This is a genomic window from Paenibacillus sp. FSL H7-0703 (assembly GCF_038003485.1).
GTDB lineage: Bacteria > Bacillota > Bacilli > Paenibacillales > Paenibacillaceae > Paenibacillus > Paenibacillus polymyxa_B.
This window is the reverse complement of record NZ_JBBOPF010000001.1, coordinates 3387753-3411308: the sequence shown is the minus strand read 5'-3', so window position 1 is coordinate 3411308 and position 23556 is coordinate 3387753. Positions and strand designations below refer to the sequence as shown.

Sequence of the window (23556 nt, the reverse complement as noted above, 5' to 3'; positions counted from 1 at the left end):
ATATTCCTGTAAAGTAACAGGGCTAAAAGACACTTTTGAGCAGCATCCGTTTCTCGGTATTCAACCGGGGAACGGTTGTTCATTTTCCTGGAATCCACTTTGGTTATACAATGAGATATATTCATATACCTGTTGTTCTGCCTCGGCTAAGGTTTCAGGTTTGCTTATCTGTGCAGGCATTGTCCAGACAGTTTCCTCACCTGGAATGGCATTCGAGGATTCCGAGCTTTTCCCTCTCCAGATTTACATCCTTACTTAGTGTGTCTAGTGTTTCGTTAACGAGGAAGATTGTTTCGTTGTGAAGGACGCCAAGCGACGATTTGCTTCTAAAATCTCAGAGTACTGACGAAAGGCTTGTCTTTTTTGTCCATGAAGAAACCCCTCCGTTCAACAAGATTAAATCCATCTATCTTACCAGATGTCTTTTTTCTCTTGTCTACTTAAAGGGGATAATACCAGTTTTGTATGCTTTTGTTTATGCATAAGCAGATACCAAATTACAAAATTCCTCGTATCTCATCCAATGACTGCACCTTTTCCAGCTGCATCCATTGTTCAAGGCCATGTACCAGCTCAGCCCCTGCATGTAAATGAACAAAATTGTACGTTCCCACCTGAATGGCAGCGGCCCCTGCCATGGTGAATTCAATAATATCCTCCACCGAGCTAATCCCACCCATCCCGATCACCGGAATCGACACCGCCTGTGCCACCTGGTGAACCATGCGCAAGGCAATCGGTTTAATTGCCGGGCCGGAAAGACCTGCATACGTGTTGGCGAAGACACTGCGACGCTGGCGTATATCTATTTTCATTGCAGAAAATGTATTGATCAGCGAAACTCCGTCTGCGCCTTCTTCCTCGCACATAACCGCCATCTGCGTGATGTTCTCAGCATTGGGAGACAGCTTGACAACCAACGGAAGCGCCGTCACATTGCGCACCTGACGCACAACCTCCCGCGCTACCTCCGTCTGGATACCAAATTGCATTCCACCCTGCTTCACATTGGGACATGAAATGTTCAATTCCAGCATATCAACGCCTCTGCGGTTCATCGTGCGACGCTTTTGTGCGTTTTCCGTAATCATCGCTACGGCCTGAACATATTCCTCCAGATTGGAGCCGCCCACATTGGCAATAACAGCCGTGTTCCAGCGTGTCATGTCATCCAGCTCATCCTTCAAAAAAGCGGCAACACCCGGATTCTCCAGCCCCACACTATTGAGCATGCCGGATGCTGTCTCATGTATTCGTGATCCTGTATTACCAGCCTTCGGATGCAGGGTCAGTCCCTTGCCGACGATACCACCCAATAATTCAGGAGAATAAAATTCCGCATATTCACGTCCGAATCCAAACGTACCGGAAGCCATGATGATCGGGTTCTTGAACGGTACACCCGCAATATTACACGCCATGGAGATCATCAAACTCCACCTCCTCCACCGGGAATACAGGCCCTTCTTTACATACCCTACGATTGCCTCCACGGGTACGCATCGTACAGCCCAAACATGCGCCAATACCACAGGCCATGTGTCTTTCAGTTGAAATATATAAGCGGGATGACGTATCCACCGTTTTCATGGCGAGTGCTTGCAACATCGGAGTTGGCCCGCAGGAGAACATATTTGCATAAAGCGTCGGATCGACCTGTTCGACGATGCTTCCCCCTACCTTGACCTGTACAGATGCCGCCACAGCTTCGAACGCTTCAACCCCGAAGGCTTGCTGTGCAAACCCCAGATAAACATGCGCATGCGGGTAATACTTTGCAGCCAACAGCAACGGAGCTGTACCCATGCCACCGCCGATCAAAGCCAAACTACCCTCTACCTGCGGAAAACCGTTTCCGAAAGGTCCTTCTAACTGAATGTCCTGACCAGGCTGTAATTGGGAAAACAAATTGGTCCCCTCTCCAACAACCCGATACAAAAAGGAAATACTCTCTTCCCCGATATCATAAATGCTGATGGGTCTGGGCAGCAGTGGGTAACCTGTCCCGCTGCGCAGCATGTAAAACTGCCCCATGTTCCCTTTAAACTTTCCCTCTATTTTCATCACATAAATGCCCGGAACGAGCGCCACATTCGAAATTACGTTAGCCATATAACCCCTCCACTAACCACTCACTATAACGTAAAAGCAGCAACTATTACGTGACTATTTTCACATTTTCGGGTAACGTTTCGCCCTGCGGCTCGCGATATAAAAAAGCGTACTCCTGTTAGAGAGTACGCTTGTGTATTTAACTAATGGCTTCGCGCTCCGTATTGCGGCTACCCTTGGCATCCTTGCGGATTTGCTTGCTGCGTAGCTGTCCGCAAGCTGCGTCAATATCGACTCCATGCTCCAGCCGAACACTACAGCTAATGCCTTGTTTTTTCAGCACATCATAGAAGCCCGTAATCGACTCCGACTCACTCCGCTGGTATTGGCTATGCTCATCCACCGGATTGTACGGAATCAGGTTTACATTGGCCAGATTACGACGATGGCCCACCAGCTCAGCCAGTTCGAGTGCATGCTCCTTACCGTCATTAACATCCTTCAGCAAGATGTACTCCAGCGTAATCCGACGATTTGTTTTGTCCAAATAATAATCAATCGCCTGCATGAGTTTCTCAATCGGAATCGCCCGGTTGATCTTCATAATGCGAGTACGAATCTCATTATTCGGAGCGTGGAGGGAGATCGCCAGATTGACATGCAGGTCGGAATCTGCAAATTCAATGATTTTATCAGCCAGTCCACTTGTGGAAACGGTAATATGCCGCGGCCCAATCGCTAGCCCTTTGTGATCCTTAATGACCCGAATGAAATCGGACAGGTTCACGAAGTTATCAAACGGTTCGCCAATTCCCATCACAACAACATGACTGACCTGATCGCCCGGGCGTTCCTGATCCAGATACAGCTGGACCTTCATAATTTGCTCTACAATTTCACCGCTGGACAGGTCACGGCTCTTTTTCAACAATCCGCTCGCACAGAAGCTGCACCCAATGTTACATCCTACCTGCGTAGTCACACATACAGATAAGCCAAACTTATGCCGCATCATTACTGTCTCAATCAAATTACCATCCTGAAGACGGAACAAGAACTTGACCGTCCCGTCTGCTGACTGTTGCTTCACGTGCTCTTCAAGTGTTTCAATGGAAAAATGCTCGGCCAACAGGCGAGTACAATCCTCATGAACCTCTGCCATCGCTGCAAAATCAGTAACCCGCTTCCGGTACAATGCGTCCCATACCTGCAATGCCCGGGATTTCTTATGTCCATGCTCGATGAGCCATACTGTCAATTGATCTAGCGTTAATCCATAAATGGATTCTTTTTTCATGTTCGATCCTCTTTTCAAAACATTCAAATTCGTCTTCCTCTATATAAAACTAAGCACGCACCATTCGTCTCAACCATCATTGCATCATAGCATGTTTAAGCAATCTGCGCTATTTAAACGCCTCTTCCATTGTCCCAAATTTTAATTATGAACACAAGGGGGCAGGCACATGGTTTCTCCAAAATTTTAGCGTGAAATTATGTCTTGAAACAAAGTACAAGCCACATTAAACTAGGCGCAGAACCTGTTCAACAAGAGCACGCAAAGACAGGATTACAGATACTTCTAATGATATGATTACAACCAAGGAAGGTGATGCGGTTGGAATGGTTGCTTCGGATCAAGAACGCACTGGATCTGATGGAAGAGAGAATGCAGCAGCCACTCGATATCGATGAAATTGCAAAGGCAGCCTATTCGTCTCCTTTCCATTTTCAGCGTATGTTTCATATGCTAACCGGCGTCACGGTTGCAGAATATGTGCGCAAACGTCGATTGACCTTGGCTGCTCAGGAATTGAGTCTTTCTTCCGCCAAGGTGCTGAATGTAGCGTTCAAATACGGATATGATTCCCCCGAATCTTTTTCTAAAGCGTTCCGAAAGGTACACGGTATTTCTCCCTCTGAGGCCAGAAGCCCTGGGGTAAACCTGAAAGCCTTTCCACGCATCACCTTCCATCTATCGTTGAAGGGAGATCAGGAAATGGATTACAAAATTATAGAGAAGGCGGCCTTTACGGTCATTGGCAAGTCCATTCAAGTCACCACTAAGAACGGCGATAATCTTCGAGAAATCCCAAAATTCTGGAACGAACTGAATGCGGATGGTACATCGGATCAGATTCATGCCTTGGGAACAGGCGACGATATCCTCGGTATTTGTTTGGACTTCAAACATGGAGAAGAGAAATTCACGTACCTGATTGCTGCAGAAGGCAGCGAAGACGTAGCGACCGCGAATGGGCTGGAATCCAGAACCATTCCGGCTTCAACCTGGGCAGTATTTACATCCATCGGCCCTATGCCTCACTCGATCCAAAAGGTATGGCAAAGAATTTTTCAGGAATGGTTCCCTGCCAGTAATTATGAGCATTCAGGCGGCCCGGAACTGGAAGTGTATACTATGGGCGATTCACATGCTGAAGACTACCGAAGTGAAGTTTGGATTCCGATTAAGAAAAAGTAAACAACGAACCGACTGCCTATTGCAGTCGGTTTTATACCGTACTGCATTTACATCATAAGGTGGCAGAAAACACAACTCCCTGCATACTTGCTACTCTAGCTTAATGCTCCTAGGCAACTCCCCAAGCTCCTGCTTCAACAGAGAGTATAGCCTTGAACCTGCCGGCTTTAGCGGATAGTCTGTTGCTTTGCAAAGAAGGCCGAAGGTCATATCGATCAGGCTGCCACTTAACTCCCTCACCGCTGTTCCTGTCGGGACAGAACTGACCAGAATTTGTGGCACAAGTGCAATACCTAAATCGCTCTCCACATAAAATTTCAGAGCCGTCATGCTGCCAATTTCCATCGTGTTTAATATGGTTATTCCATATTCCTTCATGACCATTTCAAGTTTGCGACGATATGGACAGGTGGCCGACGTAATAAGCAACCGCTGCCCCTGTAAATCCTCCGGCCCAATGTTTTCTTTTTCCGCAAGCAGGTGATTTTCAGGCATTAAAACTACAAATTTCTCCCTAAATAAAGGTTCAAAATATAGCTCTGTGCCCAAATCCGGTGCGGAACACAGCGCTAAATCAATATCCCCCTTGAGAACACGCTCGCTTAGAGTAGGGGTATTCCCAAACTCAATAGAAACTCGAATGTTCGGATAATGGATTAAGAATCGTTTTAAAATTTCTGGTAGTCGGTAACTGGCAGTCGGTTCGGTCACTCCTATACGAAGGTCGCCTGCGGTTCCTCTTTGCAGATTGTCCATATTTTCCTGCAATTGCTCCATATTCTTTACAATATGTAGACTTTGCTCGTAAAACATCCTGCCCGCTTCAGTTAATTTTATTTTCTTGCCCCGTTCGATCAGTTGAATTCCCATATCGGACTCCAGCTTCTGTATTTGCATCGTCACGGTAGATTGTGCATAATTCAACTCTTCCGCTGCACGCATAAAACTCCCGTAATTCACAATCATTTGAAATGTTTTGAGCGTTTTAATGTCCATTTCCAGTCTCCTATATGCACAATTAATTCAATTTTATTGAATCGTAAATTCAGTTAATTCAATTATACAGAACAAAATACATCCTCTACAATGATACATATCAGATCATATTATTTTCAGACGCAAAATGAACTGGTTGGAGAAGGAGCGAATATATATGGATTTACATCAAAAAGTAGCACTGGTTACAGGTGGAGGTACAGGAATTGGGAGAGCCGCATGTATGGCCTTGGCAGATCGAAAAGCTACGGTTGTCGTAAACTATTCCCGCTCTAAAAACGATGCTGAGGAAACTGTACGTATGATCCTTGAAAAGGGTGGACGTGCTATCGCATTACAGGCAGATGTTTCCCGAGATCAGGAAGTTCGAATTATGGTTGACCAGATTGTCCAGCAATTCGGTACGATTGATATACTTGTGAATAACGCTAGCATTACGTATCACATTCCTATGGATGATCTGGAGGCAGCCACGGAAGAGATATGGGATGATCTATTTAATGTAAATGTAAAAGGCATGTTTTACTGTGCCAGAGCCGTAGCTCCTTTTATGAAGCGTAGTAAGCAAGGAGCTATCGTCAATCTTGGAAGTATAGCAGGACAAACAGGGCTAGGTTCCTCGCTTCCCTATGCGGTATCCAAAGCGGCCGTTCACGGGCTGACCAAATCTTTAGCACGAGCACTGGCACCGGATATTCGCGTCAATTGCATCGTGCCGGGAGCCGTAGCAACAAGATGGTGGGCAGGCCGGGAAGAACAAATGAAGCAACTGTTTCCTCATTTGCTCCTACAGCGCATTTCCACGCCCGAAGATATCGCCAGCATGATCTGCTCTGCTTTGGAACAGGAAGCCATGACAGGCCAGATCATTACGGTGGACAGCGGACAAACGCTGTAAAGATACTGGGACTTCTGCGTAAAAACAAGCCGCCTTCTCAGACAAAAGGCGGCTTTTGAGCTATCGTATACCGTCGTTGACTACGTTTTAGTTTAAAGATACCGCAATTCGTGTTCCTTTCACGAATTTAGCAAATAAGTACCGAACAAGCGGCCCTACAATTAAAAGCTGCAGAGGGAAAGCAAAAATAAAATTCTTAAAAACTAAAGATAAGTAATTTTTAAATAATGAATCTCCCGAAAGACCATTAAAAAAGTAAGCTGTCCCCAATCCATAAAGTGACATACAAAAAACCATTCCAATGACCATACTGCATGAAAGGGACAGAATCACAAATACCTTTTTAGATTTGTCGTATGGTAATGAGAAGGCTATTTTCTTTGCTAGTGGACCGACAATAAATAATTCCAATACGAAAGCAATGATAAAACATAAAATAAATTGAAGAAACATTACTTTTAGAGATATTGTGCCAATCAAGTCATTTGTATATAGATTATAAAATGTCATGAATACGACCATCCCCAAGCACATCATTAAACCAAAATAAAAATCTTCTTTCTTCGTTGTTGGCAATTCCATCATCCCTTCTGTGTACCTTGGTAATTATATAAATAGTCAAAACCTCTACATAAGTGAACTTTCTGTGAACTTTATAGTAAGCGCTCCCTTTTTTGTATATAAGAAATAGGCATCGTTCATCTCAACGATACCTTGGAATACTGCGTCATGTCCCTCAATGATCTGCTTTTAAATCTAAGCCAAATCTCTTCAGCTCAATAAAAACACCTTCCAGTCGCTTCCCTTTTTCCGTTAACGAATATTCAACACGCGGGGGAACCTCGGCATATACCTTTCTTTCTAACAGGCCGTTATCTTCAAGTTCCTTCAGGCGTAGGGAAAGCGTTTTGGGACTAATCCCTTTCATGGATTTCTGAAGTTGGCTGAATCTCAGTGTTCCTTCGATAAGCAGGTCACGGATGATTAAAAAAGTCCATTTCGTTCCGATCAAATCAAGTGTTTGGGCAATAGGACACGGCTTGCCTGGTATTCCTTTGGTCAATTCAATAGGTTCTTGGGCGTGCATAGGAACTCCTCCAAAAAAATATCTGTTAAACCCAATGGTATCACAATAGTTCCTTTTAAGAAACTATATGAATTAAATATCACTACTTCCCTAAATGAACTTACTACATATACAATATCGCTGTAGCAACTAACGTTTTCTCTAATACGAGGAGGTGAAGAGATGAAAAATATACTAATCATTAACGGTCATCAAAAATATGATTCGTCTGAAGGGAAATTGAACCAAACATTGATGGACAATATGGTGCGTCTCTTAAGTGAAAAGAACAAAATCAAAACAACGTCTGTTCAAGATGGCTATACCGTCAGCGAAGAACAAGAAAAATTTTTATGGGCGGATATAGTCATTTACCAAACCCCCATCTATTGGTTCAGCGTTCCTGGATTATTAAAGACTTATATGGATGAAGTCTATGCTTACGGTGTATTCTTCACGGGCGCTCATGAATATGGGAGCGGAGGTTTATTAACCGACAAGAAATATATGTTCTCCACGACTTGGAATGCTCCGGAAAAAGCATTTAATGATCCAACTCAATTTTTTAATGGCGCTAGTCTAGAAGCCGCACTCAGGCATTTCCATTCTGCACATACATTTCTCAGTATGGAGCCTTTGAAAAGCTTTGCATGCTACGATGTTATTAAAAATCCAAATATACCTAAATTTATTGCTGATCTCGATATACATCTACAAGCCGTATTACATGATTAACAATCCAGATGAACACTAGGAGGGGATCCATTTGCAAAACCAAAAGATTGTCATTATTGGTGGAAGCTCAGGTATCGGTTTAGAAACAGCTAAGCAAGTCATTTCGCTTGGAGCGGAAGTGGTAATCGCCAGCCGCTCGGAGGATAAATTGCACAAGGCCAAAGAAATGCTGGGCCCTCGTGCTGCAATATATGTGCTGGACACGTCAGATGAGCAGCAGGTAAAATTTTTCTTCGAAAAAGTCGGTTCCTATGACCATCTTATCGTTAGCGCGGCAGAAACATCAGGTGGGTCATTCCTTCAGTTGGAGACGGATCAAGCCCGCAAGCTATTCGAAAACAAATTTTGGGGCCAGTATTATGCAGCTAAATACGGAGCTTCCCAACTTTCAACCGAGGGTTCCATTACCTTATTCTCAGGAGTGGTGGCATATAAGCCGATGATTGGCTCCTCTGCGCTCGGTGCTGTGAATGCAGCGGTTTCGAATCTTGGTCAAACCTTGGCGTTAGAGCTTGCTCCCATCCGCGTGAATGTCGTCTCACCCGGCATTATTGATACACCTTCACGCAGCAAAATGCCTGAAAATATGCGCAATCAATTCTATGATACGGTCGCGCATAAGCTTCCTGTAAAGCGAGTTGGACTTGCGGAGGATGTTGCACGAGGTGTACTTTACTTGATTCAAAATCAGTTTGTGACCGGAACCGTCCTTCATGTGGATGGCGGACATATTTTAACATAAAAGCTTCGTCTTAAATCCGTCAGTCATTTAACAAAAAAAACGGAGAACGCTCCCGCATCTTTGCTTGGGCGTTCTCCTCCTTTTCTTATCAATGAATGATTTCAAAAACTTTATCCTAGTGATGAATACGACGTTTGTTTCTCAAAATGTTGCGAATCATCTTGTGATTGGGGAGCTGCCTGAACAACATATGTCCGGGATGCGGATTGGCCTCGATAATCCAGATTTGACCGCTCTTTTCAATAGCAAGATCGATGCCCAACTCGCGAACCGGATGATTTTTATCTATCGTGTCGGCAATGATTCTAGAAAGCTCGGTGATCTGGTCCAGAATCTCTTTCATTTTTATTCTGTCATTTTTAAAGACCCTTAAAAGCACTTTGGACAACGGCGCCGCATGTCCTCCCTTCCGATAGTTGGTAACGACTTTTCGAGGTGCAGCGACACGACCGGTTATTCCTGAAATGACCCATTCCGATTCCGGCTTCTGCATATACACTCTGGCATCAAAAATCGAACCTTTGTACTTGGCTAACTTAAGTCCTTGCTGTACCAAATAACGACGATGAGGTCTCCGATAGGTTCTAACTGCTCTTCTTACGGCGTGGGATCTAACGACTCTGCGACTGGAGCCACAACGAACCTCATATTTCCTCCCCAGCTTTTTCGCACGTATGATGCCAGTTCCTCCACTCCCATAATTAGGCTTGATGAAGACTGTGCGATAGGTATCCAGCATCCGTAAAGTCCTTGCATTACTGATCCAGCGGGTTTCGGGCAAGTGAGAACGTAAAATGGGATGTTGTCGCATTTCCTTGTATTGAATCATCTTTCCAATGGGCACGAATATCCCTCGATTCTGTTGGGTTTTTGCACACATTACATGAATATGCATCTATATTCTATCTTGGTAACGGCGAATGCCACAGTTTGCTATGAAAGAGGCAAATCTCCTACTTTCTTTAAGGCGAGTCTTCTTTGATTTCAAGAGAGAAATGGACAATGCGTTCTTTGCATGACGAAGTTATTGTAAATACCTATAAAGTTGATTCCAATAATATATTAGACCAATAAAAATTCTGGTTATATGATGTATTAAAAAATAACGTGAGGAGGAACGTTAATATGTCTATTTATGATTTTCAGGCAACCTCAATTAACGGGAAACCGATTGAATTCTCAGACTACAGAGGAAAGGTTCTCCTCATTGTAAACACAGCCAGCAAGTGTAGCTTCTCCAGTCAATTCGCTGATCTGCAGAGGCTCTACGAAAAACGGAGGGAACAAGGCTTTGAAATCCTCGCGTTTCCTTGTAACCAATTCAATGAAAAAGAGCCAGGTAGCCATTCGGAGGTTCAGGGATTCTGTCAAATTAACCATGGAGTAACCTTTCCGCTCTTTGAGAAGACGGATGTAAGAGGCTCATCTCCTCATCCCTTATTTCAATATCTGACCCAACAGGCACCGTTTCAAGGCTTCGATACCCAAACCAAAGACGGTCAATGGATGGAGGATTTCCTGCGGGATAAGTATCCGGAAATATACGCTGGCGACGGTATCAAGTGGAATTTTTCTAAATTCTTGGTCGATCGCGATGGCCAGGTAAAAGGAAGGTTTGAAGTAACAACGGAACCCTGCGCCATTGATCCTGTCATCGAATCGCTATTGTAATTTTTCCGTTCACTTCTTTGGATTCTTAAAAAAAGAGTGTCAAATGACAAAAATGAATATTTGTCATTTGACACTCTTTGTGTTATCCTGACTTCAAGGAGGTGACTCACACGGCACTTGACCGTGTCCCTATGGAAAAATCCTCAGATGTGCTAACCAAGGAACAGATTCTCATCGCTACAGAAGACACACTTAGACGTTTTGGTGTAGCCAAAACCTCCGTGACCGATGTTGCCAAAGTACTGGGAGTAAGTCATGGCACCATTTACCGACACTTTAAAAGTAAAGCCGAGCTTCTAGAAGGCGTGACCGAAAAATGGCTGAATGAAAAGATTATTGGCCCGTTAACGGAGGTCTGTCAGAATTCATCTATACTGGGAGCGCCACATTTAAAACGATATATACAGACCTTGGTCGAACTTAAGCAGCATTATGCCCGCGACGACGAGGAAATGTTTGAGATGTATACGAGGGTCACCGAGCAAGCCGCTGATTTAATCGACCTGCATATCACACACATTGTGGATCAGCTCGCTGATATTATTGCACGCGGGGACATCACATCGGATCAGCCAGCCCAACTGGCGCGTACCCTCTTCTATGCCACAGCCCGTTTTCATCATCCCGCTCATGCTTACGAATGGAAGAGTCCCGTGATTAATCAGGAGTTTTCGGATGTGTGGATGCTTTTAGAAAAAGGAATCACTTAAAATAGATATGGAAAGAAGGACAAAACACATATGAAGCATTTGGACGGAAAAACAGCAATTGTCACCGGGTCCTCCAGAGGGATTGGACGTGCCATTGCCGAGCAACTGGCTGGTCTGGGCGCTAATGTAGTCATCAATTATGCCAGCAGTCCGGACAAAGCCCAAGAAGTCGTGGAGAGCATTCTTCAAAAAGGCGGAAAAGCCATAGCACTTCACGCTGATCTGGGCAAAATGAGTGATATTGAAGCATTATTTACAAATACGATTGCTGAATTCGGTAAAGTGGATATTCTGGTTAACAACGCTGGGCTGATGATCACCCAACCTCTGGCTGAGGTAACCGAAGCAGATTTTGACAAACAATTCGCACTCAATGTAAAGGGCACTTTCTTTGCATGTCAGCAAGCCATGAAATATATGGAGAACTACGGAAGAATCGTGAACCTGTCTACATCCGTGATCGGACAAATGTTCCCGGCCTATAGCGTATATGCAGGTACCAAGGGCGCAGTGGAGCAATTTACCCGTCAGCTAGCCAAGGAGTTTGGAAGCAAGCAAATTACGATCAACGCCGTGGCTCCCGGTCCTGTGAACACCGAGCTTTTCCAAGCAGGAAAAACCGAGCAGCAAATCGAAGGCATGAAAAAAATGAATGCTATGGGTCGGCTCGGCGAACCGGAAGATATCGCTGATGTGATTGAGTTCCTGGTCAGCGCCAAATCACAGTGGGTTACCGGGCAGACGATCCGCGTCAATGGCGGGTTCATCTAAAAGCTGGAATACATGGAATGGAGGCTGTTTACGTTCATGATATTACACAAAGGCGAGACCTTATTTCGACAAGGAGAATCCGGCCCTTTATATCACTTAAAGAGCGGCTTGTTAAAAATTGTCCGAGTCCATGAAGACGGCTCGCAAATTTTAGTTAATGTGATTGTGCCCGATGAAATCATCCCGCACCACTCCCTGATCAGCCCCAACCCTTATTATGGTACAGCGGTGGCGTTGGTAACCTCTGAGGTTGAGGTTTTGTCGCAAAAAGAATGGTATCAGGCGCTGGAGCAAGACCCAACTCAATGTCGGGCTATCGCTTTGCAGCTACAGGACAAGTTGCGCATGATGCAGCAACGAATTGACCAGCTCACCGAGGTGTCACCTGCCGAGAAGCTTCGGAAGCTTCAACGCTGGTTCCACTCCTACATCGCACCCGCCACGTTAACGGAAGTGCTGACGCAGGAGGAAATCGGCCAGTTTATAGGGCTGCGTCGGGAGACGATTAATCGGCTATTGCGTGCTTCAAGCGCTCCTTCTGCAAGAGATGATGACGATAATGCATCTCGATGAGCGAAAACCACTCTCCAGCATTCAGCGCGCCGAATCTGGGATGACAGACGGTAGACGGCCCTGTTGATTTCCGAACGGTTGGCTCAATCTCTCTCATCTTGCGGATCACGACGTTTAATCCCTCCACAATTTCTTCTTTGCTAGTGGGCTGTGGGGGAGTGTACTGCGGGGATGGTGGAACTTGGATACGCATTGGCGGAAAGCTCCCCAGATTAAAAATGGCCGTGCCTGCCTCCGTTTTAACTCCTGTCTCCCCATTAGGCTGTAGACAAAGGTCAATGTTCTTAAGATGCATATACAGTGCAGATTTCACCAAATGAAGATACATTTGTCCAAGCGACCATTGATCCTCCTGAGGTGTGTATTGCAGTTCCTCCAAGCTAAAGCTGTCCAATTCAAGAAGATAGTGTTGTGCCGTTTCTTCGAAACGCTGCAATGTTTCACTTGTATTCATATATTGTAATTGCTCCTCTCTATCAAAGTAGCTTTACTATACAAAAATGCTACTGACAGCATTATGTCAGTAGCATTTCAACATTTTTTCCACTTCCACACGTATCCGCTCCCTGAGCGACTCAGGCTCCAGCACAACCACATCCGCGCCCCATCCAAGTACCCATTGCAGTAATTCCTCCGGCTGTCTGACGCGGAAGAGTATATGCAGTCCATCTGCACGCTCCTCTATGGCCTCCATATAAAAGTTGTTCGCTTCCTTCACCTTATCTGCGATATCCGAACGTGCTAGTATGCGAACAGTTACATGACGGTCATCGGTTTGCTTGTAATCTTGCAAATGAAAATCGACAGGCAACTGAAACCTGTCCTCCAGCACGATAAGCTCGTCCATACGTGACAGACGGAAATGGCGAAGTTGCTGCCTCAATTCACATTGCCCAATTAACACCCAAGAACCACGGAGCAGGACAAGACCATAAGGAGCGACCACACGCACACTTTGACGATTCCCGTCAGCCTCTGGCATTCTTTTGGAGTAGCCAAACTGTACTTTCCGTTTTTCCAATACAGCGAGACGCAGCGTTTCCAAATAGGTTTTCTCTCTATTGTTTGCTCCTTCACCCACCGCGAGCAGTCTGATGGTCGTACGCACCCGGGAGACTTCCCTGCGGACGCTCTCCGGTAAAATGGCTTCAATCTTCCTGCGGGAGGTTTGCGCCTTGATGCCGTAGTCTGTATCAAATTTTTGTTCGACAAAATCCGTTCCGATTAGCAACGCCACAGCCTCTTCTGCGGTAAAGCTCAAGGGGGGCAGGAAGTACCCCTCCATCAAGGAATATCCAATGCCCGGTGCTCCTACAATCGGTACGCCCGATTCACTTAGAGCCTGAACATCCCGATAGATGGTCCTCACACTCGTTTCGAATATGGCTGCCAAATCCTCGGCTCGTACAATATCCTTACGCTGCAACTCTAGCAAGATCGCTAGCATACGATCTGTTTTATTCATGCCACGGCCCCTCTCTGGAAGGATCAAAAATGCAGAAATACAAAAAAGCAATAAGGACAGTACAGTCACTGCGACTTATTGCTCTTTTTTCATATGGAAGTTACTCCATTACTTAAAAAATACTTTTTCGACGTTATATTTAGCCTTTTGTGAATTGATGATGTAGGTTTCATAAATTTCTCGCTCTACAGCATCTTCCACAATACAAACCTCAATAATCGCTACTTCGTTCCGCTTGTCCTTGATCGGCGATACGGTATCTTCAAAATGCTTTTTGATTCTTTGTCTCAGCTTTCTTGCTTTACCAACGAACAGCAATTCCTCCTGTGTGTTGTAGAACATAAAGATACCAGCCTTATCTCTAGGGATCAGGTGAAAGTCGGTAAATCCGTAAATATGGCTGAGCTCAGGGTTAACCTGTTTGGTAATCGTGATATCCGGAGTTGGAATTGTTATATTAATCACTATGTCACTTCCTCATTCTATATAGGTGTAAATATTATCACAAATCCCGTGGTAACACCATTTAATAATCCTTACCCATCCCCTAAGCAAAGATACTCGAGGATTGAAATAAAACCCATTCCAACCCAAAACAAGATGGTAGAAATTTTATGAATTACCTACTATGCGTGTACGTCGGTTTCCGTTACAATATGTCAGTGTGATTCTGGCATCGGCAGATTGACGCGTACTTGAACATTATTGGAGGCTTCTATTTTTTCATGCAAAATGAATCTCATTCTAACGTAAAAATCATAACGGCCGATCCGAGTGCGATTGGCCTGTTTGGCTTGGCTATTGTAACGCTTGTGGCTTCATCCCAAAAGCTTGGTCTCACTGACGGCTTAAGCTTCATCATCCCTTGGGCTATATTTCTCGGTGCTTTTGCGCAGCTGTTTGCCTCCATTCAGGATGCGAAACACAACAACACCTTTGGCATGACGGCATTTGGTGCTTACGCCTTCTTCTGGTTAGCCGTAGCTAGTAGCTGGATGATTAAAATGGGCGTATTCGGCTCAGAGCTGGCATCCGCTGTAGATGGCAAACAGCTCGGCTTTGCCTTTGCGGGCTATCTCATCTTTACGCTCTTCATGACTATTGGAGCGATGGAGACGCATAAGGTTCTATTCTTTATTTTTGTGTTGATTGATTTTCTGTTCCTCGGTCTTAGCTTCGATGCATTCGGCGTTGCACCAGAGATATTCCATACCATCGCCGCTTATGCTGAAATGGGCATTGGTCTACTCTCACTGTATGGTACAGGAGCTGCCGTTCTGAATGCTCATTTTGGCCGTACATTCCTGCCTGTCGGACGTCCTTTCGGCATTTTCAAGCCACGTCCTTAGCTGTATATGTAAACCTACAAAGCCGCCTTTCGCGCCGATCCGCGTTAAGGACGGTTTTGTTTCTTTTCCATCACTCCCTCCGTATCAAAAAAATACTAAAGAGAGTCGTTTAGTGAATATAAAAGCCCACAATGATAACAATATACATAAATTGTAATCAAAGGGGTATTTGTAAAAATGACACAAGGCGAATCTCGTACCACATTTCCGCAATTTCCCGAATCATATTGGTTAGCTTCAACTGACATCCCCAACTTTCCCAAGCTTAGTGAAGATATTCAGGTGGATGTTGCCATTGTAGGTGCGGGGATTACTGGTATTACCACTGCTTATTTACTTTCTAAAAAAGGACTAAACGTCGCAGTCGTCGACGCAGGGCGGATACTTCATGGAACAACGGGCCATACGACCGCCAAAATTACCGCACAACATGATTTGATCTACAGCGAGTTTCTTTCACATTTTGGCAAGGAAAAAACCCGGCTCTATTACGAAGCCAACCGTGATGCTCTTCAATTTATCAAGCAAACGGTAGAAGAGTTTAATATCGATTGTCAATTTACAGAAGAAGATGCCTACGTTTATACATGTGCGGATACGCATGTGGAAAAAATCAACGACGAATATAAAGCTTACAAGGAACTTGGCATCCCGGGAAGTTATGTCGAACAAACGCCTCTGCCCTTTTCAACTAAAGCAGCTATTATGATGGAAAACCAAGCTCAGTTTAATCCGATTCCTTTCTTAAGGTATCTAGCCAATCAAGTCATCCGGCAAGGCGGGAAGATTTATGAGCAGACCACCGTTGTGGGTGTGGATAAGGGAATCCCCTCCATTATTAATACAAGCGACGGGCACAAAATCACCTGCAACTATGTCGTATCCTCCTCGCATTTTCCGTTCAATGATCCAAACAGTCTTTATTTTGCGCGATTGCATGCCGAGCGGTCTTATGTACTAGCGGTCAAGACGGACAAAACCTATCCGGGTGGTATGTACCTAAGTGCGGAAACCCCCAAACGTTCGCTTCGCTCCGTAATGGTTAACGGAGAACCGATGGTTATCGTCGGTGGGGAAGGCCACAAAACGGGACAAGGAATCTGTACTTTCCAGTACTATGAAGCTTTAAAAAAGTTCGCAGAGCAAACATTTGGATTAAAGGAAATTGTTTATCGCTGGTCGGCTCAAGACTTGTATACGCTAGACAAACTCCCTTATATTGGGCAGGAACTATCTAACACTTCTAACATCCTCGTTGCTACGGGGTATAGAAAATGGGGGATGACCACAAGTGTAGCGGCAGCTTTATTAAATACGAATCTGATTACCAGAGAGGAAAGCCCGTATCAGGATCTTTTCTCCCCTTCAAGATTTCATATGGACCCCGACATTAAAACATTTGTGACTCAAAATGCGAATGTGGCTAAACATTTGATTGCTGGGAAATTGGGGATCAACTACAAAAAAGCCGAAGAACTGCAGCACGACGAAGGGGCGGTCATTCGGGTGAACGGCAAAAGAGCGGGCGCATACCGAGACCCACAAGGAGCATTACACCTAGTGGACACAACATGCACCCATATGGGTTGCGAAGTCGAGTGGAATGAGGCGGAAAGAACATGGGATTGCCCTTGTCATGGCTCACGCTTTTCATATCAAGGCGAAGTCATTGAAGGTCCGGCCAAAAAATCGCTTGGCAAGGTTGAAGGGGAATAGCACCAACCTTTGTATGCTTAAGGAGACTCAAGAGCACAGGCCTTACTGGAATCGCTCGCTGTTCTTCCAAAAGAGTCCCCCTCGTTCGGTAACCCAACCTTTTCATAGCTCTGAATAAACATAGTTACGCTGGACAACATACCTTTGAGAATCATAAAAGAAAGGTGATCCTATGATAAGCCAACAGTCTGCATTAGCGGCGCATGAGTCCCTAGAGATCCACGAAGCGCTTAATTTTAAAACGTTATGCTTAGCTAAGTCCAAATTAATGCAGGGCTTGGTATTCGATCAAGAGCTAAAGGATTTAATGGAAAAAGATGTTCAGCAATCTATACAAGCTATTGCCGATTTGCAAGCATTGTATGTTAAAGCACCGTTTCAGGCACCTGTTCCAGAATTCCGACCAACACCAATTTTAAATTGAGGTGAAATGATGTGACATTAAATCAGACCCAGTCCGCAAGAATGGATTATGTGGATCCAAAAAACTCATTAAATATGCCGGAAATGGCAGACATGACATTTGCGATGGACTTTCTGATTCGCGTCAAGGAAGGGGTTCGGAACACAGCCGTAGCCCTGACAGAAACCGTCTCTCCAGATGCCAGAACCCTGTTGCGCTATCAACTGCATCAAGGCATCGCACTTCATCAGGAAATTACCGATCTTATGGTACGAAAAAAATGGTTTCATCCCTATGATCTGCAAAAGCAGTATCAATTGGATCAACTATCAGCCAACAAGACGGTGGACATTAGCAAAATGGAACTGTTCCCAGACGATACCACCCGCAAAGGTATGTTTGATCGCACGCCGGACGAACATATGGGAGGAAACCAGGCATGAAAGCAGTGACCTACCAAGGTATCAAAAACGTGGTGGTTAAAGATGTTCCGGACCCGAGTATTCAAAAAGCCGACGATGCGATTGTCAGACTGACGACAACCGCTATTTGTGGTTCAGATCTGCATCTCATTCACGGAATGATTCCGAACTTACAAGAAAATTATGTAATCGGTCATGAACCGATGGGGGTTGTAGAGGAAGTCGGCAGCGGCGTAACCAACTTGAAAAAGGGAGACCGCGTGATCATTCCGTTCAACATAGCGTGCGGTGAATGCTTTTATTGTAAAAACCAATTGGAAAGCCAATGTGATCATTCTAATGAGCACGGAGAAATGGGCGGTTTTTTCGGCTATTCAGGAACAACTGGTGGATATCCGGGTGGACAAGCTGAATATTTACGTGTGCCTTTTGCCAACTTCACTCACTTCAAAATTCCGGAGAGTTGTGAACATCCTGACGAAAAGCTCTGCTTGATCTCTGATGCCATGACCACTGCGTTCTGGAGCGTCGATAATGCAGGGGTGACGGACGGGGATACTGTCATTGTTATTGGCTGTGGGCCGGTAGGTTTGTTAGCGCAAAAGTTCGCCTGGTTCAAAGGGGCAAAACGAGTCATTGCGGCAGACTATCTGGATTATCGTCTGCAACATGCGAAGCGTACAAATCATGTGGAGATTGTTAATGTGGAGTCGCAAGAAAACATCGGCAACTACCTGAAGGAGATGACGAAGGGAGGCGCGGATGTAGTTATTGATTGCTCCGGCATGAGCGGTAAAATGTCTCCGCTGGAATCCTTGGCTTCTGGTCTCAAACTTCACGGTGGAGCTTTAGGAGGATTGGTCATAGCCACACAGGCTGTCCGCAAAGGCGGGACCATTCAAGTTACAGGTGTATACGGCGGACGATATAACGGTTTTCCTTTGGGAGACATTTTTCAGCGAAATGTTAATTTACGTACGGGACAGGCTCCCGTTATTCACTATATGCCATATATGTATGAGCTGATTGATACGGGAAAGGTGGACCCCGGAGACGTTGTTACACACGTCATTCCGTTAAGCGACGCCAAACGTGGATACGAAATTTTCGATACCAGACAAGACAATTGCATCAAAGTGGTACTTAAACCTTAACTATATATTTAGAATGGAGGTAAACGTCATATGGTGTATGGCCTGCATGAAACCCTTGAAGTCCATGAACTGTCAGCGTTCAAGGCAGTATGTCTTACCAAGTCCAAAACAATGCAAGCATTAATCTCTGATCCGACTCTCAAAGCTATATTACAGCAGGATGTTGACTTATCAACCCGCCAATTACAAGAACTCGGCACCCTCTTAGATCAAGCCATTTCACAGGAGGTTAAGCCATGAATACACTGTTGGAGCATTTGACCGGACTGCATACCTTAACGGACCAAGTCATTGCAGCTGATTTTCTGAACGCGGCCAAAAGCGGTGTGAGAAATTACGCTATGGCCGTAACAGAAGCGGGAACTCCAGAAATTAAGGCGATTCTTACAAAGCAGCTGGATGAAGCTATTGATACGCATGAGCAAATTTCCACGTACATGATTGAACGCGGCTGGTATCACCCTTGGAACGTAAAAGAGCAGCTTTCGGTGGATTTGCAAAATATCAATACTGCATTGCAAGCTCCCGTTTTGTAAAAAGAAAAAGTACGTTCTTGCTTATCTATGAACCCAAAAGCCTTCTTTCACGCCGATCCGCGTGAAAGAAGGCTTTTGGGTTTATCTCATTATCTTCATTATTCAGCTTGCCAATTCGGCATCCGCTCTGCAGGATAGCGAAGGCCTGCTGCCATTCCTTTGGGGATGATTGCGTTAATAGTCTCCATTTCTTCTGCGGACAAAACCACATCGACGGCTCCTGCATTTTCCTCTAGATACGTAACCCGCTTGGTTCCTGGAATCGGTACAATTCCCTCTTGCGCAAGCAGCCATGCCAACGCCAGTTGAGAAGGTTTGACCCCTTTTTGGGCAGCAAGGTCCTTAACATGCTGCACGAGATCCAGATTTTTCTGGAAATTCTCAGGTTGAAAACGTGGCACCGAGCGACGGAAATCATCTTCTGCAAAATCATCAAACTTCTGAATTTGCCCGCTCAAAAAGCCGCGTCCAAGTGGACTGTAGGCCACAAATTCGATGCCCAGTTCCTTACACGTCGGTATAACTTCATCTTCCGCTTCCCGGCTCCATAAAGAGTATTCCGTTTGCAGGGCTGTAATCGGATGTACCTTGTGAGCGCGTCGAATGAGCCCAGGAGAAGCTTCGGACAGCCCCAAATAGCGGACTTTTCCCGCCTGAACCAGGTCACTCATCGCACCCACCGTTTCCTCGATAGGTACATTCGGATCGACACGGTGCTGGTAGTACAAATCAATCACATCTACTCCTAGTCTTTGCAGGCTGCGGTCACATGCCTCTTTTACATATTCGGGACGACCGCTTACCCCCATAAATGCGCCATCTTCCCCACGCATAATGGAAAATTTAGTAGCTAACACCACTTCGTCACGGCGGCTCCGTAAAACTTGGCTAATCAGTTTTTCATTTTTCCCCACACCGTAGACATCGGCAGTATCCCAGAAGTTTATCCCTAGCTCCAGCGCACGATGAAGCGTTTTGATCGACTCCTGATCATTTAACTCACCGTAATATTCGGACATACCCATGCAGCCCAGACCCAGTGCAGATACTTGAAGGTCACTGTTACCCAGTTGTTTCTTTTTCAATTTGTATCACTCCTCAATTGTCAGAATAGTCATCGCATTTCCTAATCACTACGTCACATTCCGTATGTTACTACTTAAAGTTAACTTGAAGTCAAGCTTTGTCTGGTTTTGAAAGGGGAATTATTATGTATGAACAGAAGCGCTTCAGTAGCTTCTGGACGGTAGGGGAATTCATTTACAAAGCTAAGGCTTCTTCCGTAATCTTTTTGATATCAATGGATGAGGGCGTTTCTTCCTTGACCATATCGGGCAGGATATTTTCCAAAAAATAATTAACGCAGTGTAATTGAATATTCTTGATTTTCACAAGTGCATTACGGTACATGACTATAAATTCCTTTTCCGTATTTCCCCGCTGAAGCTCAGCAAATGCCTCGTACACCTGATCCATTTTGTCCGCAACTTCAAGGATTAACCCTTCTACAGAATCATCTTTACCTTCCCTTAGCTGTTTGCGAAAAATGGCTTTAAAATCCTCGGGAATATTCTCTTCAATAAAATACTCAACCATACCTTCTTCGACCTGCTGGATTAATAATCGTAGTTCCTTAGAGGAATGCTTAACTGGCGTTTTGATGTCCCCAATAAAAATTTCCCCGTAATCGTGACTGCTCGTAATCTCGTATAGCTTTTTCCAGTCAATACGGACACCATTTCTTTCTTCAATATCAGCCAGCGTTTTGGCATATTGCACCACTTTCCAGGAATGAGCCGATACGCTGTGTTCCTCAAATTTAAACTTACCTGGACAACGGATGATTCTTTCCAGCTCATTTAGCGACCGAAAATACGTGTGAATTCCCATCTTTGCATCCATCCTTTAAAATATATGAGATAGTCAATATAAACCCACTATAAACCTCAACTATTAACAGTAGATTATCGCTATATCAAGTTGAGTCCACCATGTAGCACATACACAATTTTTGCTATACACTTTATAAAAGAGGAGTTTGCAAAATCCAATAAGCGACTGGAATCGAATTTTCCAAAAACCAAAAAAAAGTAAAAAGTGGTGAAATCGTTGTTCAAAATCTTACTAATTGAAGATGATGAAACTTTGTTCCATGAAATGAAGGATCGGTTAACTCAATGGAACTATGATGTGTATGGCATCCAGGACTTTAATAAAGTCATTCAGGAATTCACAACGATAAAGCCTGATCTGGTCGTGATAGATATTCAATTGCCGAAATTTGATGGGTTTCATTGGTGTCGAATGATTCGATCCCACTCTAACGTCCCAATCCTTTTCTTATCGTCACGGGATCATCCTACGGATATGGTGATGTCGATGCAGCTTGGAGCGGATGATTTTATCCAAAAACCGTTTCATTTTGATGTACTCATTGCAAAATTACAGGCGACACTCCGCCGCGTATATAATTACAATACAGAACCCGTCTCCCTGAAAACATGGTGTGGAGCGACGGTCGATTATGAAAAAAATGTAGTAGCCAATGAGACTGGCTCCATCGAATTAACCAAGAACGAGATTTTTATTTTGAAGTTGCTAATCGAACAAAAAAATAAAATTGTCGCACGAGAGGAATTAATTAAAAGCCTCTGGGATGATGAACGTTTTGTCAGCGACAATACCCTGACCGTCAACTTGAACCGCCTGCGTAAAAAATTAGACGAGCTGGATTTGGGCCGTTTCATTGAAACGAAAGTCGGGCAAGGCTACATGGCTACAGAAGAGGCACCTTCCTATGATTAAAAAATATCTTATAGAGAGGCGGAGCTGGATTCTACTGTTTGTATGCCAGCAATTTCTGATCCTGTTCATTGCTTATGTGGATGCAGCAATTCCGTTAATGCCCATCCTTTATATCGTCTTCTTATCCATGATGATTTTCTTGGTTTTTTTAATCATTCGCTATCCCAAGGAAACCAAATTCTATATAACACTAGAAGAATGGAGGAGCCCTCTTGAACTAACGGGTATAGGCGAACCGGAGAGTCCGTTTGAGCAAATCATTGAACAAAAAATCACTGACCAGACCGAACGGTTACAACAGATCATCTCGCAAAATCAATTGACACTTGAACATGAAAAAGATGAACTATTATCCTGGATTCATGAGGTAAAAACGCCTTTGACCACCATGCATTTGATGATTGAGCGGTTGGACGATAAGCCCCTAAAAGCTCAGTTAACCTATGAATGGCTACGAATCCACTTACTGCTGGATCAGCAGCTCCATCACAAACGCATATCCTTTATTGAAAATGATCTGTATGTCGAGCAAGTGAATTTAAAATCTCTGGTTTTTAATGAAATCAAAGCATTACAGTCATGGTGCATCCAAAAAGGGATCGGTTTTGACATCCAATTGGAGCACATGGAAGTGCTGAGTGATGCCAAATGGTTGGCCTTTATCATCAGACAGCTCTTAACTAATGCCATCAAATATAGCGATGCCAGTGATATTATCATTCACAGCTATGAACAGAGGGATCGAATACAGCTTGAGATCCAAGACTTTGGGCGCGGTATTGATCCGAAGGATATACCCCGTATTTTTGAGAAAGGTTTTACCTCCACAACCCAACATTCTGATCATACTTCAACGGGCATGGGGTTATATTTAACGAAAAAGGCAGCCCAGTCCTTGCTCATACATATAGATGTGCACTCCAAACCGAACGTGGGTACAACCTTCACTTTAATTTTTCCCAAACGAAATGATTTCGTGAGCATGGTGAGCATGTGACAGAGATGTCACA

29 protein-coding genes are annotated in these 23556 nt (G+C 44.5%); 17 read left to right on the top strand and 12 right to left on the bottom strand.

The window, feature by feature from the left end; genetic code table 11:
* Window positions 1-497: 497 nt before the first annotated feature.
* From MHB46_RS15060 to rlmN, 3 genes are all read right to left on the bottom strand, one after another.
* Window positions 498-1430: a dihydroorotate dehydrogenase gene (locus MHB46_RS15060; RefSeq protein WP_341162731.1), complete on the bottom strand. Its 933-nt coding sequence runs from the start codon at window positions 1428-1430 to the stop codon at window positions 498-500.
* Window positions 1411-2112, bottom strand: a complete 702-nt coding sequence (locus tag MHB46_RS15055; protein WP_341162730.1) for a dihydroorotate dehydrogenase electron transfer subunit — start codon at window positions 2110-2112, stop codon at window positions 1411-1413. Before MHB46_RS15055 ends, MHB46_RS15060 begins: the two co-directional genes overlap by 20 nt.
* Before the next feature lie 139 nt (window positions 2113-2251).
* Window positions 2252-3349, bottom strand: coding sequence for a 23S rRNA (adenine(2503)-C(2))-methyltransferase RlmN (gene rlmN, locus MHB46_RS15050; RefSeq protein ID WP_341162729.1), 1098 nt, complete (start codon window positions 3347-3349; stop codon window positions 2252-2254).
* Between the two features lie 315 nt (window positions 3350-3664).
* Between rlmN and MHB46_RS15045 the strand changes: the two genes are divergently transcribed.
* Window positions 3665-4534, top strand: a complete 870-nt coding sequence (locus MHB46_RS15045) for an AraC family transcriptional regulator (protein WP_341162728.1) — start codon at window positions 3665-3667, stop codon at window positions 4532-4534.
* 90 nt (window positions 4535-4624) lie between these two features.
* Here MHB46_RS15045 and MHB46_RS15040 read toward each other — a convergent pair whose 3' ends face one another.
* Window positions 4625-5530: a LysR family transcriptional regulator gene (locus MHB46_RS15040; protein ID WP_341162727.1), complete on the bottom strand. Its 906-nt coding sequence runs from the start codon at window positions 5528-5530 to the stop codon at window positions 4625-4627.
* 157 nt (window positions 5531-5687) lie between these two features.
* On the opposite strand from MHB46_RS15040, the gene MHB46_RS15035 reads away from it, so the two are divergent.
* Window positions 5688-6428, top strand: coding sequence for an SDR family NAD(P)-dependent oxidoreductase (locus MHB46_RS15035; RefSeq protein ID WP_341162726.1), 741 nt, complete (start codon window positions 5688-5690; stop codon window positions 6426-6428).
* Window positions 6429-6515: 87 nt separating this feature from the next.
* Here MHB46_RS15035 and MHB46_RS15030 read toward each other — a convergent pair whose 3' ends face one another.
* Together MHB46_RS15030 and MHB46_RS15025 are read right to left on the bottom strand one after the other, a co-directional pair.
* Window positions 6516-7004: a hypothetical protein gene (locus tag MHB46_RS15030; protein WP_341162725.1), complete on the bottom strand. Its 489-nt coding sequence runs from the start codon at window positions 7002-7004 to the stop codon at window positions 6516-6518.
* A 160-nt stretch (window positions 7005-7164) separates the two neighbouring features.
* On the bottom strand, window positions 7165-7515 hold the full coding sequence (locus MHB46_RS15025) for a winged helix-turn-helix transcriptional regulator (RefSeq protein ID WP_013312645.1): 351 nt from the start codon (window positions 7513-7515) through the stop codon (window positions 7165-7167).
* A gap of 162 nt (window positions 7516-7677) precedes the next feature.
* Here MHB46_RS15025 and MHB46_RS15020 point away from each other — a divergent pair, with 162 nt between their 5' ends.
* Both MHB46_RS15020 and MHB46_RS15015 read left to right on the top strand, forming a co-directional pair.
* The gene (locus MHB46_RS15020) at window positions 7678-8229 is read left to right on the top strand and encodes an NAD(P)H-dependent oxidoreductase (RefSeq protein ID WP_341162724.1); all 552 of its coding nucleotides are present in this window, start codon (window positions 7678-7680) and stop codon (window positions 8227-8229) included.
* A gap of 31 nt (window positions 8230-8260) precedes the next feature.
* Window positions 8261-8971: an SDR family oxidoreductase gene (locus MHB46_RS15015; RefSeq protein WP_341162723.1), complete on the top strand. Its 711-nt coding sequence runs from the start codon at window positions 8261-8263 to the stop codon at window positions 8969-8971.
* A 115-nt stretch (window positions 8972-9086) separates the two neighbouring features.
* Here MHB46_RS15015 and MHB46_RS15010 read toward each other — a convergent pair whose 3' ends face one another.
* Window positions 9087-9815, bottom strand: a complete 729-nt coding sequence (locus tag MHB46_RS15010; protein ID WP_341162722.1) for a YheC/YheD family protein — start codon at window positions 9813-9815, stop codon at window positions 9087-9089.
* A gap of 281 nt (window positions 9816-10096) precedes the next feature.
* Here MHB46_RS15010 and MHB46_RS15005 point away from each other — a divergent pair, with 281 nt between their 5' ends.
* The 4 genes from MHB46_RS15005 (at window position 10097) to MHB46_RS14990 (ending at window position 12696) form a co-directional block, all read left to right on the top strand.
* The gene (locus MHB46_RS15005) at window positions 10097-10642 is read left to right on the top strand and encodes a glutathione peroxidase (RefSeq protein ID WP_341162721.1); all 546 of its coding nucleotides are present in this window, start codon (window positions 10097-10099) and stop codon (window positions 10640-10642) included.
* A gap of 131 nt (window positions 10643-10773) precedes the next feature.
* The gene (locus MHB46_RS15000; RefSeq protein WP_341162720.1) at window positions 10774-11352 is read left to right on the top strand and encodes a TetR/AcrR family transcriptional regulator; all 579 of its coding nucleotides are present in this window, start codon (window positions 10774-10776) and stop codon (window positions 11350-11352) included.
* A gap of 30 nt (window positions 11353-11382) precedes the next feature.
* Complete coding sequence (locus tag MHB46_RS14995; RefSeq protein WP_341162719.1) at window positions 11383-12123, top strand: SDR family oxidoreductase; 741 nt, start codon at window positions 11383-11385, stop codon at window positions 12121-12123.
* A gap of 36 nt (window positions 12124-12159) precedes the next feature.
* Entirely contained in the window at window positions 12160-12696 is a 537-nt protein-coding gene (locus MHB46_RS14990; RefSeq protein ID WP_341162718.1) for a Crp/Fnr family transcriptional regulator, read from the top strand.
* Here MHB46_RS14990 and MHB46_RS14985 read toward each other — a convergent pair.
* The 3 genes from MHB46_RS14985 to MHB46_RS14975 form a co-directional block, all read right to left on the bottom strand.
* Entirely contained in the window at window positions 12629-13150 is a 522-nt protein-coding gene (locus MHB46_RS14985; RefSeq protein ID WP_341162717.1) for a DinB family protein, read from the bottom strand. The two genes, MHB46_RS14990 and MHB46_RS14985, sit on opposite strands and share 68 nt — an antisense overlap.
* A gap of 66 nt (window positions 13151-13216) precedes the next feature.
* A complete protein-coding gene (locus MHB46_RS14980) occupies window positions 13217-14161 on the bottom strand; it encodes a helix-turn-helix transcriptional regulator (protein WP_341162716.1) in 945 nt (314 codons plus the stop codon).
* Window positions 14162-14269: 108 nt separating this feature from the next.
* Window positions 14270-14626 carry a nucleotide excision repair endonuclease gene (locus MHB46_RS14975; protein ID WP_023991017.1) on the bottom strand — a complete coding sequence of 119 codons (357 nt, stop codon included), beginning with the start codon at window positions 14624-14626 and terminating at the stop codon, window positions 14270-14272.
* Window positions 14627-14886: 260 nt separating this feature from the next.
* On the opposite strand from MHB46_RS14975, the gene MHB46_RS14970 reads away from it, so the two are divergent.
* The 7 genes from MHB46_RS14970 to MHB46_RS14940 all read left to right on the top strand — a co-directional run bounded on the left by MHB46_RS14970 (window position 14887) and on the right by MHB46_RS14940 (window position 19741).
* Window positions 14887-15510 (top strand): acetate uptake transporter, encoded by a 624-nt coding sequence (locus MHB46_RS14970; protein ID WP_341162715.1) that lies wholly within the window; start codon window positions 14887-14889, stop codon window positions 15508-15510.
* Window positions 15511-15687: 177 nt separating this feature from the next.
* Window positions 15688-17226 (top strand): FAD-dependent oxidoreductase, encoded by a 1539-nt coding sequence (locus MHB46_RS14965; RefSeq protein WP_341162714.1) that lies wholly within the window; start codon window positions 15688-15690, stop codon window positions 17224-17226.
* A 172-nt stretch (window positions 17227-17398) separates the two neighbouring features.
* Window positions 17399-17650 carry a hypothetical protein gene (locus MHB46_RS14960; protein ID WP_061829797.1) on the top strand — a complete coding sequence of 84 codons (252 nt, stop codon included), beginning with the start codon at window positions 17399-17401 and terminating at the stop codon, window positions 17648-17650.
* A 41-nt stretch (window positions 17651-17691) separates the two neighbouring features.
* Window positions 17692-18072 carry a spore coat protein gene (locus MHB46_RS14955; protein WP_341163750.1) on the top strand — a complete coding sequence of 127 codons (381 nt, stop codon included), beginning with the start codon at window positions 17692-17694 and terminating at the stop codon, window positions 18070-18072.
* Window positions 18069-19205, top strand: a complete 1137-nt coding sequence (locus tag MHB46_RS14950; RefSeq protein ID WP_341162713.1) for a zinc-dependent alcohol dehydrogenase — start codon at window positions 18069-18071, stop codon at window positions 19203-19205. Before MHB46_RS14955 ends, MHB46_RS14950 begins: the two co-directional genes overlap by 4 nt.
* Window positions 19206-19235: 30 nt before the next feature.
* Window positions 19236-19445 carry a hypothetical protein gene (locus MHB46_RS14945; protein ID WP_061829795.1) on the top strand — a complete coding sequence of 70 codons (210 nt, stop codon included), beginning with the start codon at window positions 19236-19238 and terminating at the stop codon, window positions 19443-19445.
* On the top strand, window positions 19442-19741 hold the full coding sequence (locus tag MHB46_RS14940) for a spore coat protein (protein ID WP_254326305.1): 300 nt from the start codon (window positions 19442-19444) through the stop codon (window positions 19739-19741). Before MHB46_RS14945 ends, MHB46_RS14940 begins: the two co-directional genes overlap by 4 nt.
* 98 nt (window positions 19742-19839) lie before the next feature.
* Here MHB46_RS14940 and MHB46_RS14935 read toward each other — a convergent pair whose 3' ends face one another.
* A complete protein-coding gene (locus MHB46_RS14935) occupies window positions 19840-20826 on the bottom strand; it encodes an aldo/keto reductase (RefSeq protein WP_341162712.1) in 987 nt (328 codons plus the stop codon).
* 175 nt (window positions 20827-21001) lie between these two features.
* Window positions 21002-21631: a YfbR-like 5'-deoxynucleotidase gene (locus MHB46_RS14930; protein ID WP_341162711.1), complete on the bottom strand. Its 630-nt coding sequence runs from the start codon at window positions 21629-21631 to the stop codon at window positions 21002-21004.
* A 219-nt stretch (window positions 21632-21850) separates the two neighbouring features.
* On the opposite strand from MHB46_RS14930, the gene MHB46_RS14925 reads away from it, so the two are divergent.
* Entirely contained in the window at window positions 21851-22546 is a 696-nt protein-coding gene (locus MHB46_RS14925) for a response regulator transcription factor (RefSeq protein WP_341162710.1), read from the top strand.
* Window positions 22539-23543 (top strand): sensor histidine kinase, encoded by a 1005-nt coding sequence (locus MHB46_RS14920; protein WP_341162709.1) that lies wholly within the window; start codon window positions 22539-22541, stop codon window positions 23541-23543. The genes MHB46_RS14925 and MHB46_RS14920 overlap by 8 nt, the downstream gene beginning before the upstream one ends.
* The last annotated feature ends 13 nt before the right edge of the window (window positions 23544-23556 follow it).

Excerpts from the sequence above, each read along its gene's own strand:
- MHB46_RS14920 (WP_341162709.1), top strand. The coding sequence starts at position 22,539 with ATGATTAAAAAATATCTTATAGAGAGGCGGAGCTGGATTCTACTGTTT.
- rlmN (WP_341162729.1), bottom strand. The coding sequence starts at position 3,349 with ATGAAAAAAGAATCCATTTATGGATTAACGCTAGATCAATTGACAGTA.
- MHB46_RS15045 (WP_341162728.1), top strand. The coding sequence starts at position 3,665 with ATGCGGTTGGAATGGTTGCTTCGGATCAAGAACGCACTGGATCTGATG.
- MHB46_RS15020 (WP_341162724.1), top strand. The coding sequence starts at position 7,678 with ATGAAAAATATACTAATCATTAACGGTCATCAAAAATATGATTCGTCT.
- MHB46_RS14945 (WP_061829795.1), top strand. The coding sequence starts at position 19,236 with ATGGTGTATGGCCTGCATGAAACCCTTGAAGTCCATGAACTGTCAGCG.
- MHB46_RS15060 (WP_341162731.1), bottom strand. The coding sequence starts at position 1,430 with ATGATCTCCATGGCGTGTAATATTGCGGGTGTACCGTTCAAGAACCCG.
- MHB46_RS14970 (WP_341162715.1), top strand. The coding sequence starts at position 14,887 with ATGCAAAATGAATCTCATTCTAACGTAAAAATCATAACGGCCGATCCG.
- MHB46_RS15000 (WP_341162720.1), top strand. The coding sequence starts at position 10,774 with ATGGAAAAATCCTCAGATGTGCTAACCAAGGAACAGATTCTCATCGCT.
- MHB46_RS15025 (WP_013312645.1), bottom strand. The coding sequence starts at position 7,515 with ATGCACGCCCAAGAACCTATTGAATTGACCAAAGGAATACCAGGCAAG.
- MHB46_RS15055 (WP_341162730.1), bottom strand. The coding sequence starts at position 2,112 with ATGGCTAACGTAATTTCGAATGTGGCGCTCGTTCCGGGCATTTATGTG.
- MHB46_RS14985 (WP_341162717.1), bottom strand. The coding sequence starts at position 13,150 with ATGAATACAAGTGAAACATTGCAGCGTTTCGAAGAAACGGCACAACAC.
- MHB46_RS15005 (WP_341162721.1), top strand. The coding sequence starts at position 10,097 with ATGTCTATTTATGATTTTCAGGCAACCTCAATTAACGGGAAACCGATT.
- MHB46_RS14930 (WP_341162711.1), bottom strand. The coding sequence starts at position 21,631 with ATGGGAATTCACACGTATTTTCGGTCGCTAAATGAGCTGGAAAGAATC.
- MHB46_RS14965 (WP_341162714.1), top strand. The coding sequence starts at position 15,688 with ATGACACAAGGCGAATCTCGTACCACATTTCCGCAATTTCCCGAATCA.
- MHB46_RS14995 (WP_341162719.1), top strand. The coding sequence starts at position 11,383 with ATGAAGCATTTGGACGGAAAAACAGCAATTGTCACCGGGTCCTCCAGA.
- MHB46_RS15035 (WP_341162726.1), top strand. The coding sequence starts at position 5,688 with ATGGATTTACATCAAAAAGTAGCACTGGTTACAGGTGGAGGTACAGGA.
- MHB46_RS14980 (WP_341162716.1), bottom strand. The coding sequence starts at position 14,161 with ATGAATAAAACAGATCGTATGCTAGCGATCTTGCTAGAGTTGCAGCGT.
- MHB46_RS14960 (WP_061829797.1), top strand. The coding sequence starts at position 17,399 with ATGATAAGCCAACAGTCTGCATTAGCGGCGCATGAGTCCCTAGAGATC.
- MHB46_RS14940 (WP_254326305.1), top strand. The coding sequence starts at position 19,442 with ATGAATACACTGTTGGAGCATTTGACCGGACTGCATACCTTAACGGAC.
- MHB46_RS14990 (WP_341162718.1), top strand. The coding sequence starts at position 12,160 with ATGATATTACACAAAGGCGAGACCTTATTTCGACAAGGAGAATCCGGC.
- MHB46_RS14950 (WP_341162713.1), top strand. The coding sequence starts at position 18,069 with ATGAAAGCAGTGACCTACCAAGGTATCAAAAACGTGGTGGTTAAAGAT.
- MHB46_RS15040 (WP_341162727.1), bottom strand. The coding sequence starts at position 5,530 with ATGGACATTAAAACGCTCAAAACATTTCAAATGATTGTGAATTACGGG.
- MHB46_RS14955 (WP_341163750.1), top strand. The coding sequence starts at position 17,692 with ATGGATTATGTGGATCCAAAAAACTCATTAAATATGCCGGAAATGGCA.